A 13,759-nucleotide genomic window follows, 5' to 3' on the forward strand; every position below is an offset into this window, starting at 1 on the left:
CTTACTGCCGGGCGCAGCTAGGATGAGGCGATGACCCGAGTGCTGGATCCCCGGCCATTGGCTGCAGGCCGCGTCCTGGCGGTTAGTACCGTTATGCTCACCGTCGCCGCGGTGCTGGGCGGGTTGTTGCTGGCCAACGTCGCCAACCCGCCGTTCCAGGGCCTGGACCGGGGGTGGGCGGGGTTTATCACCGGCCTGCGCAGCCCCTTCTGGGACGCCATCAACGCCGTCCTCAACGTCGCCGGCTACCGCGGGGTCCTGGTCGTGCACGGACTTTTGGTGCTGGCTCTCCTGATCCGGCGCCGGCCGCAGACGGCGGTTTTCAGCGCCGCCGCCGGAGTGGCGGTCCTGATCCTCACCCAGGTCATCAAGGCTGGCGTGCTGCGCGAACGGCCGCAGAACACCGTGGTCCTCACCGACACGGGGTCGTTCCCCTCCGGTCACGTCGCCACCACCACCGCCTTCGTCCTGGTGCTGGCACTGCTGATGGCCAAAGCGTGGGTATGGCTGCTGGCGTCTGCCGGCACCATGGCCATGATGGTCAGCCGTACCTACCTGTCGGCCCACTGGCTGACGGACACCGTTGGCGCTGTCTGCCTGGCAGCCCCGGTGGTGCTGCTGCTCTGGCTGGGATTCCAGCGCTCCTGTATCCGGGAGAACGGCGACGCGCGGCGGCTCCTTAGCTGGCGCGCACGGGCCGCGCGGCGCCGGCGAGCAGCAGGGCAACCAGAATCGGCACACCGATAACCAGCAGCGCCAGCCGGATTCCGGTCAGGTCTCCGAGGTAGCCCAGCAGCGGTGGCCCGGCCAGGAACGCCACGTACCCCAGCGTTGACACGACAGAGACCCGCGCCGCCGCGTGGCGTGGATCGTCGGCCGCCGCGGACATACCCATCGGGAAAGCCAGCGCGGCCCCCATTCCCCAAAGCGCTGCACCGGCTGCCGCCAGCCAGATGTTACCGGCGAGGACAAAGAGTCCCAGCCCGGCCGCAGCGGCCGCCATGCTGGCCCGCAGCACGGCCACCCGGCCGTAGGCGTCGATCGCCCGTCCGCCAAAAAAGCGCATGGCCGTCATCGCCAGAACAAAGACCGCAAACAGCAGGGCACCGCTCGACTGTTCGGCGCCGAGTCCGTCCACGGAGGCCTTGGCGATCCAGTCGTTCCCGGCACCCTCGGTCAGGGTTGCGCCCAGGACGACGACGCCGATCAGCAGGGTCCGGCCGTCCCGCCAGGCGGCAGCCCGCGGCTGCGGAGCCTCACCTGCGGCGGGGGCGTCCGGCGTCGTGTGCGGCAGGAAGTAGCGGGGAGCCATCTGGGCGGCGACGGCCACCACGAGGGCGATGACCAGCAGGTGGGTAGGCAGTCCGACGCCGAGTTCGGACAGGCCGGCCCCGGCCAGCGCGCCCACGAAGGCGCCGCCGCTGAAGGCCGCGTGGAACTGCGGCATAATCGTCCGGCCCAGCCGGTGTTCGACGTCGGCCCCTTCAATGTTCTGGGAGACGTCCCAGAGGCCGATGCCGATGCCGAAGAAGAACAGGGAAACAGCCGTTCCGGCCACGGAGCCGGCGTTGAGGGACAGGGCGATGCCGACGCCGCCGGCGGCCGCCAGCAGACCGGCCGCGCGGACGGTGTTGCCCGTTCCCAGCCGGCCCACCACCCATCCCGCCGTCGGCAGGGCGATCAGCGAGCCTACGGCAACGCACAGCAGCAGGCTGCCCATCTGCCCGGAGCTGAGTTGCAGGATTTCGGTGACCGCCGGGATGCGGGCGGCCCAGCTGGCGAAGACCAGCCCGTTGATGCCGAAGATCAGGAACGTCGCCGCGGCCGCGGCTTTGACCTGCGGGGCGGTTGTTGTGCTTGTCATACGATCACTGCTTCCACCGAGTGTCGGGCGAGCTCAGCACGTTCGGCCGGGCCCAGGTTCTTGTCTGTCACCAGAATGTCGACGGCGTCGAGCGCAGCGACCAGCGCGACGGCGCTGGCGTTCCACTTGGCATCCGAGCACGCGGCAATCACGCGTGCGGCTGACTCGAGGCCGGCGCGTTTAACGGCTGCGTCCTCGAGGTCGTGGGCCAGGAGGCCGTCGCGGAGGTTCAGCGCACACGGTGTCACGACGGCGGTGTCGAACCGGAGGGCGCGGATGTTGGATTCGGCCATGGGGCCGCGGAAGGACAGTTCGCCGGGGGTGAGGCTTCCGCCGGGCAGCAGCAGTTCTGGCCGCGGGCCGGGGGCCGTTCCGGTCAGGGCGTTGACGGCCTGCAGCGACATCGGCATGACTGTGATGTCCCGGCCCTGCAGCCGGCGTGCCACTTCGGTGGCTGTGGTGCCGCTGTCCAGCCAGACGTGTCCGCGGTCTTTGAGCAGGGCTGCCACGCCGGCGGCGATGCGCATCTTGGCGTCGTGGTCCTCGAGTTCACGCTGGCCGTACTCGGGGTTCTCGCCGCGGGACACCAGGCTCCGGGCGCCACCGTGGACGCGGCGCAGGACCCCCCGGAGGGCCAGGACGTCAAGGTCGCGGCGGATAGTGGCACCCGAGGCGCCGCATTCGGCGGTGAGCTCTTCCACGCTCATGTGCTCCCGCTGGCGCAGCAGTTCACCGATCCTGCGGTGACGCTCCTCGGTACTCATGCTTAAACGATAGGTCTGGATGATCAATTAATCAAAAGTTTGATCATCTACGGGTGTGCGGGCGGATTAGCGGGCGCGTTCGACGCGTTTTTCGTCCCAGACGGGTTCACCGGATTCGTAGACCCGGCCGTCGGAGCCGAACACGAGGAACCGGTCGAAGGTCCGGGCGAACCAGCGGTCGTGGGTGACGGCCAGGACCGTGCCCTCGAAGTGGTCGATGGCGCGTTCAAGCGCCTCGGCCGAGTGCAGGTCCAGGTTGTCCGTGGGCTCGTCGAGGAGCAGCAGGGTGGCGCCGGAGAGCTGCAGCAGCAGGATCTGGAACCGGGCCTGCTGGCCGCCGGAGAGCGACTCGTACTTCTGCTCCGACTGCGAGGCCAGGCCGTAGCCGTCCAGGGCGCCGGCGGCCGCCTCGCGCGCCATCCCGGAGCGGTGTTCGTCGCCGCGGTGCAGGATTTCCAGCAGGGTCTTGCCGAGCAGGTCGGGACGGACGTGTGTCTGGGCAAAGAATCCGGGCCGGATCCGGGCGCCGAGCTTCACCGTTCCCTCGTGCGGGACCTCGGCGATTTCGACGTCGGATACGGGGAGGTGCTCACGTTCCGGATCCGTGCCGCCGGTGGCCAGCAGCCGAAGGAAGTGGCTCTTGCCGGAGCCGTTGGAACCGAGGACGCCCACCCGGTCGCCGAACCAGACTTCGGTGGAGAACGGTTTCATCAGTCCGGTGAGCTCGAGCTTCTCGGCCACGATGGCGCGCTTGGCCGTGCGCCCGCCTTTGAGCCGCATCTTTACGTTTTGTTCGATCGGCAGCGCTTCCGGCGGACCCGCCTCCAGGAACTTCGCCAGCCGGGTCTGTGCCGCGTGGTACCGGTTGGCCATGTCGGAGCGGAACGCCGCCTTGTTCTTGTACATGTTGACGAGTTCCTTGAGCTTGACGTGCTCCTCGTCCCAGCGCTTGCGGAGTTCCTCGAAACGGGCATTGCGGTCGGCGCGGGCCTCAACGTAAGAGCCGAAGCCGCCGCCGTGGATCCACGCGCCGGCACCGTTGATGCCGGGTTCCAGCGTCACGATGCGGCCCGCGGCGTTGTTGAGCAGCTCGCGGTCGTGGCTGATGAAGAACACGGTCTTCTTGGACTCGTTCAGCTTTGCCTCGAGCCAGCGCTTGCCCGGCACGTCGAGGTAGTTGTCCGGCTCGTCGAGCAGCAGCAGCTCGTCCGGTCCCGCGAACAGGGCTTCGAGGACCAGCCGTTTCTGTTCGCCACCGGACAGGCTCGACGCCGGCCGGTGCTGCGCGCGGTCAAACGGCAGGCCAAGTGCCGCCATGCAGACTTCGTCCCATACGGTCTCGACGTCGTAGCCGCCGGCGTCGCCCCAGTCGACGATCGCCTGGGCGTACTTCATCTGGGTCGGTTCGTCGTCGTGCTCGATCATGGCCAGTTCGGCTTCGTCGACGGCGCGCGCGGCGGCAGCCAGGGCGGGCGGCGCGGCGGACACCAGCAGGTCCCGGACCGTGGAGTCGTCCCGGACCTGGCCGACGAACTGGCGCATGATCCCCATGTTCCCGGACCGGCCGATCACGCCTTCGTCCGGGACGAGGTCACCGGAGATGATCCGGAAGAGGGTGGTCTTGCCGGTTCCGTTGGGTCCGATCAGCGCTGTTTTGCTGCCGTCCGGGACCTTGAACGTCACGCCATTGAGCAGCTGGGTGCCGTCGGAGAGGAAGTAGTCGATGCCGGATACGTCAATATGAGCCACGCAGTAATCCTCCCACGGCTGGGTCTTCCGGTGGCCCGGGGGCGGCTAGCCGGCGGCCGCAGTAAGGAAGTCCTTGAGCAGCGGGCCGGAGGTGGTTGCGCCGAGGCCGCCGTCCTCGACAAACACGGCGACGGCGAGGTCCCCATGGACAGCCACAATCCAGGCGTGGGTCTTGGGCGGGTTGTCCTTGCCGAATTCGGCGGTGCCGGTCTTGGCGCCCACCGGGGCCCCCGGAACGTCGGCGAGGAAGCCGGCGTGGCCCGAGGTCACCACGGCGCGCATCATGTCAGCGAGGGACGCGGCTTCCGCGGCCGTGATGGGTTTCCCGGCCGCCTTCGCGGGCGCGGGGGCGGACGTGGACGGCGCCGCCGTCGGACCGGCCGACGGCGTGGCGCCGCCTGCGGGTGCGGCGTTCGGGTTCAGGACCAGCTGCGGTGACACGGGAGCACCCTTGGCGACCGAGCCGGCCATCACGGCGGCGGCTAGCGGTGAGAGCAGCACCTTGCCCTGGCCGATCATGGAGGCCGCGTGCTCGGTGCCTTCAGCCTCGCCCGGGACCGAGCCAAGGAAGGCCGCGGCGCCCAGGGACGGCGCCTCGACGGCAACGCCGAGGGACGTCGCGGCGGACTCCAGCTGCGCCTGGCTGACCTTGCCCCGGGCGTTGATGAACGCGGTGTTGCAGGAATGCGCGAAGGCGTCCCGCAACGTCACTGATCCGAGGGACGTCGCAGGGTAGCCCTCGGCATTCTTAAAGGTCCGGCCGTCCACCGTGAGGGTGGGGGGGCAGTCCACCTTGTCATCGGGGGTCATGCCGTTCCGGAACATGGCCAGCGAGTCCACCATTTTGAAGATGGATCCCGGGGCGTACTGGCCCAGCAGAGCGGTGTCGTACCCGTTGCTGCCGGGGCCGGAAGCTGCGGCCAGGACCGCGCCGGTGGAGGGCTTGATGGCCACGATGGCGGACGCCGGACCGACGTCGGCCAGGGTGTCCTCGGCCAGTTGCTGCAGCCGCGTGTTCAGGGTGGTCTTCAGCGCGGTTCCGGGTTTCATCGGTTCCTGGAACAGGACGCGACGGCCGCCGTTGGCCAGCCCCTGACGCTGCTCGGCAGTGAGGCCCTCGGTCTGGGCGAATACCTGGGTGCCGCTGGTTCCACGCAGTTGCGCGTCGTACTGCTGCTGGAGCCCGCCGGTACCGGTGGTGTCGCCGCTGTGGAGTGTGCCGCCGGACTTTTCGATCTGTTCGGCGCTGGCTTCACCAACGGTGCCGAGCACGGCGCGGGCAAACGTGCGGCTGGGAGCCAGGGGAAGGGAGTCCGCGATCGCGCGCGCACCAGGGATGGCGGCAATCTGCTCGTCGGTGACGGTCCGGCCCTCCTGCCGCAGGGTGATCGCGGCGACGAAAGCCTGGGGTCCGGCGGCCGCGACCTGCTTGGTGTAGGCGGCCGGGTCAACGCCCACCAGCCGTGCCAGTTTGCCCGCGGCGGCGGCGGGATCCGCGGAGTCCAGCTGCTGCTTGTCGATTCCGACGTGGACCACGGGCCGGTAGGTGACCAGTTTGGTTCCGCCGGCGCCGAGGATGTCGGCCCGCTGCGGGGACTCGCTGGAGCTGCCCAGGACCTCGGTGTCGGCGAGGCCGGGCACCAGCAGTTCAGGGCTCCAGACGGTCTTCCACGTGCCGTCGGCCTTCTTCAGCTGCGCGGTCACGGTGTATTTCCACTCGCCGGCGCCGAGCTTCCAGCTGTAGTCCAGCGGCACCGTCGCGGTGTCCTTGTCGAGCTTCAGCTCACCTGCCGCGACGGCGGGTTTCACCGGGTCGAGGGCCTTGAAAACGGCCTTGACCCGATCGTTCGCGGCGGCGGAGTCCTTGCCGTCAAAGGACACGGTGCCGACGTCGAGCGCGGCCACGGCCGACGCGAGCTGCTTCGCCGCATCCTGCGCACCGGACCGGCCGTCGTCGCACGCGACCAGCGTGCTACCGAGAACCAGACCAACGAGAGCAAGCGAGAGCTTCTGAATTTTCCCCATTGCGACATTATGCCCCGAGCTGCGGACACCTCCCGCGTCACACGGTCACCGGGGGCGGCTAGCTCCGCCGGATGATGCGCCGCTGCGCCGCCACGGCGATGGCCGCCGTCCGGTTATCCACCCCGAGTTTCCCGTAAATGTGCACCAGATGGGTCTTCACCGTGGCCTCGGAGATGAACAGCTGCCTGGCGATGGCCCGGTTCCCCAGCCCGGTGGCGAGCAGTTCGAGCAACTGGATCTCCCGGGAGGTCAGCGCCGGTTCGGGATTGCGGATCCTGCCGAGCAGCCGCGCTGCCACTTCCGGAGCCAGCGCCGTCTGGCCCGCCGCGGCAGCCATCACGGCCTGCCTGATTTGCTCCGGGGGCGCGTCTTTGAGCATGTACCCGCTCGCCCCCGCCTCCACCGCGGCGAGGATGTCGGCGTCCGAGTCGAACGTCGTGAGGATGAGGACGGGAGGTGCCAGTGTTCCGGCCTCTCCGGCCTTGATCCGGCCCGTGGCGGTGACGCCGTCCATACCGGCGCCCATTTGCAGGTCCATCAGGACGACGTCGACCGGGTCACCGAGGGCGTGCAGCCGCGCCACCGCGGCCAGTGCGGCGGCGCCGTCGGCCGCTTCGGCGGCGACGGTGATTCCGTCAAAATCGGCCAGCATTGCGCGCAGGCCGGCACGGACTACAGGGTGGTCGTCAACGAGGAGGACGCGGATCGCGGTCATCCTGCGTCCGCTCCCAGGGGCAGCCGGATGGCCACCACGGTCCCTTCGCCCGGGGCGGATTCAAGGTCAAGGGTGCCCTGCAGCGCGGCGACGCGGTCCCGCAGGGACCTGAGCCCGTAGCCGGATCCGTCGGCCCGGTCCTGGCAGGCGGCCGCCGGGTCGAATCCGGCGCCGTCGTCGAAAATGTCCATGGCCACTTCGGAACCGAGGAAGGACAGCGTCACAACGGCGCTGCGTGCGCGGGCGTGGGCCGCCACATTGGCGAGGCTGGCCTGCGCGGCACGCAGCAAGGTGGTGCGGTACGGGTTGGGAAGTTCCGCCGGAGTCCCCTCCACTTCGAGCCGGCAGCGCAGCACCGTGCCGCGGGCGGCGGCCTCCGTTTCGGTCGAGGCGCAGAGCCGGTGCAGGCTGTTCACGAGTGAGCTTTGCTCGAGTTCGGGGGACTGCAGGCCGCGGACGAAGTTACGGGCCTCAGCCAGGTTGGTGGCTGCTGTCTCCTGGATGGTCCTGAGCCGGCTCCGGATCGCGTCGGTGTCCCCGGCATCCAGTGCTTGCTCGGCGGAACGTCCGGTCAGCACGATGCTGGAGAAGCCCTGGGCCAGGGTGTCGTGGATTTCGCGGGCCAGCCGGGTCCGCTCCGCCAGTGTTCCGGCCTCATGCTGGCTGCGGGCGAGCTCGGCACGGGTCCGCCGGAGCTCGGCAGCGGCCCGGCGCTGGTTTTCTGCCTCAACGAACAGGGCACGGTAGGCCAGGCCGGTCACCACCGCGAAGGCCGCGCCGAAAGCCGGCCCCAGCACCATCGGAAGTTGCAGGGCGACGCCGGCCGGGCCGCCGTTGTGGAACCACAGCGCTGCGACCACCAGCACCGTGCTGGCCGCAATGGCGGCCAGGGCGGGGCATCGGGGCAGCACGTGGAGCTGCAGGAAGAACAGCGGAAAGGCCAGCCAGGCGAAATCGGCGCTGCCCCAGACGAGCAGCAGCCATAGCAGGCACACCGCGCCGAGCCACCAGGCCGAATACGGCCGCGGATCGAAACGGTCGGGGCGGACGGAGTGGCGCTTCTCCAGCACGGTGCCGGCCAGGTAGACGCCCGCCAGGGCAAGGACCAGCGCCAGGCTGATCCAGCCGGATCCGCGGACTCCTGCGGCCAGCAGCCGGCCGAGCGCAACCAGCAGCAATACGGCAAATCCCACGTGCAGGCTGACCCGCAGGACCCGCAGGATGACGGCCGCGCCGGCGGGTTCCCCCGTCACCGTGCTGCGTCCGCCGTCCATGCGTTCAGCCTAGCGCCGGGCTGCCCACCGCGGGCCGCTGCAGGCCGTTGCCGGGGCAGGATCAACCAATCGGTTGATCCTGGGACCAACCGAACCGCCGCGCGGGACCATCCGGAGGCCCGATGGCACGGTCCGCCCGGGCGGCGAGAGTGGAAAGGAAGACTCCACCACCACAGAAGGACTCCAATGTTTCTCGCTCTCCGCGACATCCGCTTCGCCAAAGGCCGCTTCGCGCTGATGGGCGGCGTGGTCGCCCTCATCACCCTGCTGCTGGTGATGCTCTCGGGGCTCACGGCCGGACTTGGCAACCAGTCGACCTCCGCCATTGCCGGCCTGCCGGCGGACCAGATCGCGTTCGGGGCCCCCGCCGGCAGCACACCCCAGTCCTCCTATACCGAATCCGAAGTCACCGGGGCGCAGGTAGCCGGTTGGGCCGGACGGGACGGCGTCAGCAGCGCGGAAGCCCTGGGCATCAGCCAGGGTCGGCTGCAGGCCCTTGGCGCCGGAGGCGTGCCGGCAGGAACGGCCAACGTCGCCGTGTTTGGCACCGGAGCCGGAAGCAGCCTCGCCCCGGTACCTGTGGCTGACGGCACGGTGGTGATCGGGTCCGGGCTGGCCAGGGACCTGGATCTGTCAGCCGGCAGCAGGGTCGCCGTGGGCGGCACGGAACTGGCCGTCGCTGCCGTTGTCCCGGATCAGTGGTACTCCCACACGGGCGTCGTCTGGACCGCGTTGACGGACTGGCGGAAGGTGGCCCATCTTGCCGGAAAGGACACAGTGGGCACCGTGATCGCGGTCAGCTTCGACCGGGGCGCGAGTGTTGACGTGGCCGCGGCCAACCAGGCGGCCGGCACCGTCAGCGCCGGCCGGGAAGGGTCCTTCCAGGCCCTTGGCTCCTACCGCAGCGAGAACGGTTCGCTCATGCTGATGCAGGCGTTCCTGTATGGCATCTCCGCTCTCGTGATCGCAGCATTCCTGACCGTCTGGACCGTGCAGCGTACCCGGGACATCGCGGTCCTCAAGGCCATGGGAGGGTCCGCGGGCTACGTGCTCAAAGACGCCATGGTGCAGGCCGCGGTGGTGCTGGTGGCCGGCGCCGCCACGGGTGGTGCGGCGGGCGTGGTGGGGGGCCTTTTTGCCGCCGGGGCCGCCCCGTTCCTGACCACTGTGCAGACCACGCTGCTGCCGATCGCCGGGATCGTGGTCCTGGGGCTGGCCGGCGCGGCGCTGGCGGTGCGGGGCGTTACCCGCGTTGACCCCCTGCTGGCGCTCGGCGGCAACTGACACCTCGTCTACCAGACCAAACCCGTAAAACATTCCCTGAAAGGCATATCTATGGAATCCGCCCTGCAACTCACCAACGTCACCCTCGAATACCCCGACGGGGACACCGTCCTGCGGGCCCTCGACAACGTCAGTCTTGACGTTGGACGCGGCGAATTTAGGTCCCTCGTTGGACCATCCGGCTCGGGAAAGTCGTCACTGCTGGCCGTGGCCGCCACCCTGGTCCGCCCGACTGCCGGAACAGTTATGGTGGCAGGGAACGACGCCGGAGCCCTCACCGATGCCGGGCGGACCGCCCTGCGCCGGGACCATATCGGCATCATCTTCCAGCAGCCGAATCTCCTGCCGTCCCTCACCGCCGTCGAGCAGCTGGTCATCACCGCGCACCTGCGGAGTGAATCTCTCCGCGGGGCAATGACCAGGGCTGCCGGCCTGCTGGAGCGCGTGGGCCTTGGCGGGGCCCTGGACAAGCGCCCGCACCAGCTCTCCGGCGGCCAGCGCCAGCGGGTCAACATCGCCCGGGCACTGATGGCCAGCCCGGCGGTGCTGCTGGTCGACGAGCCGACGGCGGCGCTGGACCACAACCGCAGCGCCGGGATTGTCCGGCTGCTGCGCGAGGTCACGGACGAGTTTGCGGTGGGGACCCTGATGGTCACGCACGACACCGGGATGGTGGCTTACACGGATGCCGTGGCCACGATGCGGGACGGCCGGCTCTCGGCGGCGGAACTCCCCGTGCCCGCGTAGCGGCGCCGCTCCCGCCTGGCGGAGCCGCCCCTGCCTAGTGACCCAGCTCGGGGACTGCCAGGCCGAAGACGTCCTTCAACGCGTGCCGGGCCGCATGGAAACCTGGCATTCCGGTCACCCCGGGCCCCGGAGGCGTCGACGAGGAACAGAGGTACAGTCCCGGCACCGGGGTCCGCCACGGCACCGGGCTGAGGACCGGCCGCCGGAGCAGGCCGCGCAGGCTCATGGCGCCGGCGCTGAAATCCCCGCCGACGTAGTTCGCGTTGTAGGTGCCGAGTTCCGCCGCGGTGGTCACCCGCATCCCGACAATAAGGTCGCGGAAGCCGGGCGCGAAGCGCTCAAGCTGGGCCACGACGGCGCCGCCCATGTCGATCGTGGACCCGGCCGGGACGTGGCAGTAGGTCCACAGGACGTGCCGGCCGGCGGGGGCGCGGCCGGCATCGAAGCGGGACGGCTGGGAGACCAGGACATATGGCCGGTCAGGGTGGCGCCCGGCCGCCACGGCGTGTTCGGCCTCGGCGGTTTCAGCGCGGGTCCCGCCGACGTGGACCGTCCCTGCATCGGCGAGTTCCGGGGCGGCCCACGGGGCGGGGCCGGACAGGATGAAATCGACCTTGCAGGCGGCGTTGCCGAAGCGGAACCCTTCGAGCGCCCGGCGGTAGGCGCCCGGGAGCCGGTCCCCGGCGATCTGCAGGAGTCCGGGAGGTGCCACGTCCAGCAGGGTGGCCCGGACAGGAGGAAGCTCAGCAAGGGATCCGATGCTGGTGCCGGTTTCCACCACTCCGCCGTGCGCCTCGATGTCCGCCACCATCGCGCGTGCGATCGCGGCCGAACCGCCTACCGGGATGGGCCAGCCGCCGGCGTGGCCCAGCGCACCCAACATCAGCCCTGCGCCGGCGGCAGACAGTGAAGGCAACGGCGCCACGGCGTGGGCCGCAACCCCGGTGAGGAGGGCCGGAGCGAGATCGTCCCGGAATCTGACATCCCACAGGCGCGAACCCTGCTCCAGGGCCCGCAACGCGAAGACCCCGGCCGCGGCCGGGTGGCGTGGCAGCCGGAGCAGCTGGTTCAGGGTCAGGTCCAGGACGCCCTCCAGCCTGGCCAGCAGGGGCGTCATCAGCCGCCGGTAGGCGCCGCCATCGCGTCCCAGGCCGGCGACGGTCCGCTCCAGCGAGCGGTAGCCGAGGGCCGCCCGGCCGCCGTCGAGCGGAGCCGCGTGCGAGAGTTCCGGCACTTCGAACCTGACCCGGTCCGCCAGTTCGAAGTTCCGGAAGAACGGCGATGCCAGGGCCATCGGGTGCACAGCCGAGCACACGTCGTGAAGGTGGCCGGGTTCGATCAGTTCCGTGGTCCGGAGGCCGCCGCCGGGGCTGGCTGCCGCCTCGTAGACGCGCACCGCCAGTCCGGCGCGGGCCAGAGTCACGGCGGCCGCGAGCCCGTTGGGTCCGGAACCGACGACGGCGACGTCAGGCACGGGAATCAGGCGTCCGTGCGGGCACGCCGCCAGGGCAGCACCGACGCGGCCGGCCGCCGGAGATTCACCGCAAACCAGTCGGGGGCGCCGTCGAACGGGCCGCCGTGCGGGTCGTCGGCGCCGCCGCGGCGCACGACGTCGTAGGCCGGGTCCCAGATCTCCCAGACAATGCGCGCCATCAAGTAGCCGGTGGCGAGCATGTGCGCCAGCACGGCGAGGACGTAGTACGGCATGTCGATGTTGTGCTGGGTGGGGCCGCCGCTGGTGACCTGCCCCAGATACATCCAGATGGCTGCCCAGTGCAGGCCCTCAATGGCCTGCCAGACCAGGAAGCCCCGCCATCTGGGCCGCGCCAGGGCCAGCAGCGGAATCAGCCAGATCACGAACTGCGGCGAGTACACCTTGTTGGTGAGGATAAAGGCGGCCACGATCAGGAACACCAGCTGCGCCAGCCGGGGCCGCCGCGGCGCCGCGAGGGCCAGGACGGCGATCAGCACGCACGCGGCCAGGAAGAGATTGAGGGCCAGTCCATTGACGGCCTCGGCCTCCAGTGGTTTCCAGCCCAGCCGGCCCGCCACCAGGTTGTACGCGAACCAGGGCGAGCTGTAGCCCGCCGGCCTCGTCTCGGTGAACTGGTAGAAGTACTTCCAGCCGGCCGGGTCGCCCGCCGCCGCCGGAATGTTCACGGCCAGCCACGTCGCCGCCGCCGCCCCCGCCGTGACGAGGAGGGCCCGGACCTTGCCGGTGCGCAGGGCGAGGACCAGCACGGCCCCGAGGATCAGCAGCGGGTAGAGCTTGGTCGCGGCGCCGAGTCCGATGAACAGGCCCGCGAGGAGCAGCTTGTTCCGGGCGAAGAAGTACATGCCGAGGGCCAGCATCGCCACGGCCCACATATCCCAGTTGATGAAGCCGGCGAGGACGATGCCGGGGGCAAGTGCCACCATGGCCCCGTCCCAGGAACGGCGGCGGGCGGTACGGGCCGTGGCCAGGACGGTGACGATCCAGACGGCAACCACCAGGGTGGCGTTGAGGTCGAAGTACGCGAGGACCCGGGTGGGGTTGACGCCGTCGCCGGGAAGCAGGAACGCAGTGGCCCCGGCAATAAAGCCCATCAGCACCGGGTATTCGAAGAAGCTTCCGGCCGTGACGAAGGGGAAGGCGCCGTCGCCGAGGCCCCGGTTCTTGAACAATTCGGGGAAGTCCGAGTAACAGGTCGCGTAGAACTGGCCGGGGGAGTCCCAGCCCTTGCTGCGGCAGTACCCCTTAATAAGCAGGGCCACGAGGGCTGCCAGGACGGTGAGGACCACCAGGACCCGTTCGACGGTGAAGAGTCCGGGGGAGACAATCCCCGGAGCCGTCCGCCGGCCGAGCGGTCCGCCGACGAGTTCCGTGAAGTTCCGCAGCAGCAGATCACTGCGGCTTGGGACTACCAGTCGGGTCCGCTTGCGGTTCTCCGGCGGCATTGTCTCCTGCATGCCTCGAGCTTACCGGGGCCGACGGGCCGTGCGGGGAAGGACCGGGACGGCGTCCCGGCGCTGCCGGTGGCCGTTAAGCCCGCCCGGCGAAGCTCAGCGTTGCAGGTTAAGTCGCAGGTTAAAAGGGAGGAGCCCACGCGTAGCCGCGTGGGCTCCTTGCGGATCAGGTGCAATGGTCACCATCGGATCCTCCTTCGCCGGGTACCGTGACGGCCGTCGGCCTGAATGGGACGGCACGGCATCAACGGAGCAGTCCCATCTGATGCATTGCGAGGTAGATGTCTTCGCGCCGCTGCTCGAGCAGCCGGGCGTTGAACTCCGATTTGTCCCGGATCGCGGGCCGCGGGTTGAAGATCAGTACGTCTTTCAGTTTTCGGATCATGGTGGT

12 protein-coding genes are annotated in these 13,759 nt (G+C 69.7%); 3 read left to right on the top strand and 9 right to left on the bottom strand.

Annotated elements, in window-relative coordinates:
• The first annotated feature begins 30 nt into the window (after nucleotides 1-30).
• Entirely contained in the window at nucleotides 31-747 is a 717-nt protein-coding gene (locus AC1DHY_RS12510) for a phosphatase PAP2 family protein (RefSeq protein WP_476878946.1), read from the top strand.
• Here the strand turns inward: AC1DHY_RS12510 and AC1DHY_RS12515 are convergent.
• From AC1DHY_RS12515 to AC1DHY_RS12540, 6 genes are all read right to left on the bottom strand, one after another.
• Nucleotides 680-1,864 (bottom strand): MFS transporter, encoded by a 1,185-nt coding sequence (locus AC1DHY_RS12515; protein ID WP_476903709.1) that lies wholly within the window; start codon nucleotides 1,862-1,864, stop codon nucleotides 680-682. The genes AC1DHY_RS12510 and AC1DHY_RS12515 overlap by 68 nt on opposite strands.
• Complete coding sequence (locus AC1DHY_RS12520) at nucleotides 1,861-2,628, bottom strand: DeoR/GlpR family DNA-binding transcription regulator (protein WP_476878948.1); 768 nt, start codon at nucleotides 2,626-2,628, stop codon at nucleotides 1,861-1,863. The genes AC1DHY_RS12515 and AC1DHY_RS12520 overlap by 4 nt, the downstream gene beginning before the upstream one ends.
• 66 nt (nucleotides 2,629-2,694) lie before the next feature.
• Nucleotides 2,695-4,377: an ABC-F family ATP-binding cassette domain-containing protein gene (locus AC1DHY_RS12525; RefSeq protein ID WP_476903710.1), complete on the bottom strand. Its 1,683-nt coding sequence runs from the start codon at nucleotides 4,375-4,377 to the stop codon at nucleotides 2,695-2,697.
• 45 nt (nucleotides 4,378-4,422) lie between these two features.
• Nucleotides 4,423-6,402, bottom strand: coding sequence for a penicillin-binding transpeptidase domain-containing protein (locus AC1DHY_RS12530; RefSeq protein ID WP_476903711.1), 1,980 nt, complete (start codon nucleotides 6,400-6,402; stop codon nucleotides 4,423-4,425).
• Between the two features lie 58 nt (nucleotides 6,403-6,460).
• Nucleotides 6,461-7,117: a response regulator gene (locus tag AC1DHY_RS12535; protein WP_476879475.1), complete on the bottom strand. Its 657-nt coding sequence runs from the start codon at nucleotides 7,115-7,117 to the stop codon at nucleotides 6,461-6,463.
• Entirely contained in the window at nucleotides 7,114-8,391 is a 1,278-nt protein-coding gene (locus AC1DHY_RS12540) for a sensor histidine kinase (RefSeq protein ID WP_476879476.1), read from the bottom strand. Before AC1DHY_RS12540 ends, AC1DHY_RS12535 begins: the two co-directional genes overlap by 4 nt.
• A 186-nt stretch (nucleotides 8,392-8,577) precedes the next feature.
• Here AC1DHY_RS12540 and AC1DHY_RS12545 point away from each other — a divergent pair, with 186 nt between their 5' ends.
• Nucleotides 8,578-9,675, top strand: a complete 1,098-nt coding sequence (locus AC1DHY_RS12545; protein ID WP_476879477.1) for an ABC transporter permease — start codon at nucleotides 8,578-8,580, stop codon at nucleotides 9,673-9,675.
• A gap of 51 nt (nucleotides 9,676-9,726) precedes the next feature.
• Complete coding sequence (locus tag AC1DHY_RS12550) at nucleotides 9,727-10,422, top strand: ABC transporter ATP-binding protein (protein ID WP_476879478.1); 696 nt, start codon at nucleotides 9,727-9,729, stop codon at nucleotides 10,420-10,422.
• A 34-nt stretch (nucleotides 10,423-10,456) separates the two neighbouring features.
• On the opposite strand, the gene AC1DHY_RS12555 is transcribed toward AC1DHY_RS12550, so the two are convergent.
• The 3 genes from AC1DHY_RS12555 to AC1DHY_RS12565 form a co-directional block, all read right to left on the bottom strand.
• The gene (locus AC1DHY_RS12555; protein ID WP_476879479.1) at nucleotides 10,457-11,896 is read right to left on the bottom strand and encodes a phytoene desaturase family protein; all 1,440 of its coding nucleotides are present in this window, start codon (nucleotides 11,894-11,896) and stop codon (nucleotides 10,457-10,459) included.
• A gap of 5 nt (nucleotides 11,897-11,901) precedes the next feature.
• Nucleotides 11,902-13,371 carry a glycosyltransferase family 87 protein gene (locus AC1DHY_RS12560; RefSeq protein WP_476879480.1) on the bottom strand — a complete coding sequence of 490 codons (1,470 nt, stop codon included), beginning with the start codon at nucleotides 13,369-13,371 and terminating at the stop codon, nucleotides 11,902-11,904.
• Nucleotides 13,372-13,612: 241 nt separating this feature from the next.
• Complete coding sequence (locus tag AC1DHY_RS12565) at nucleotides 13,613-13,753, bottom strand: hypothetical protein (protein WP_476879481.1); 141 nt, start codon at nucleotides 13,751-13,753, stop codon at nucleotides 13,613-13,615.
• Nucleotides 13,754-13,759: the final 6 nt, after the last annotated feature.

Source organism: Arthrobacter sp. 05L44 (genome assembly GCF_056397605.1).

Excerpts from the sequence above, each read along its gene's own strand:
- AC1DHY_RS12510 (WP_476878946.1), top strand. The coding sequence starts at position 31 with ATGACCCGAGTGCTGGATCCCCGGCCATTGGCTGCAGGCCGCGTCCTG.
- AC1DHY_RS12515 (WP_476903709.1), bottom strand. The coding sequence starts at position 1,864 with ATGACAAGCACAACAACCGCCCCGCAGGTCAAAGCCGCGGCCGCGGCG.
- AC1DHY_RS12520 (WP_476878948.1), bottom strand. The coding sequence starts at position 2,628 with ATGAGTACCGAGGAGCGTCACCGCAGGATCGGTGAACTGCTGCGCCAG.
- AC1DHY_RS12530 (WP_476903711.1), bottom strand. The coding sequence starts at position 6,402 with ATGGGGAAAATTCAGAAGCTCTCGCTTGCTCTCGTTGGTCTGGTTCTC.
- AC1DHY_RS12535 (WP_476879475.1), bottom strand. The coding sequence starts at position 7,117 with ATGACCGCGATCCGCGTCCTCCTCGTTGACGACCACCCTGTAGTCCGT.
- AC1DHY_RS12540 (WP_476879476.1), bottom strand. The coding sequence starts at position 8,391 with ATGGACGGCGGACGCAGCACGGTGACGGGGGAACCCGCCGGCGCGGCC.
- AC1DHY_RS12545 (WP_476879477.1), top strand. The coding sequence starts at position 8,578 with ATGTTTCTCGCTCTCCGCGACATCCGCTTCGCCAAAGGCCGCTTCGCG.
- AC1DHY_RS12550 (WP_476879478.1), top strand. The coding sequence starts at position 9,727 with ATGGAATCCGCCCTGCAACTCACCAACGTCACCCTCGAATACCCCGAC.
- AC1DHY_RS12560 (WP_476879480.1), bottom strand. The coding sequence starts at position 13,371 with ATGCAGGAGACAATGCCGCCGGAGAACCGCAAGCGGACCCGACTGGTA.
- AC1DHY_RS12565 (WP_476879481.1), bottom strand. The coding sequence starts at position 13,753 with ATGATCCGAAAACTGAAAGACGTACTGATCTTCAACCCGCGGCCCGCG.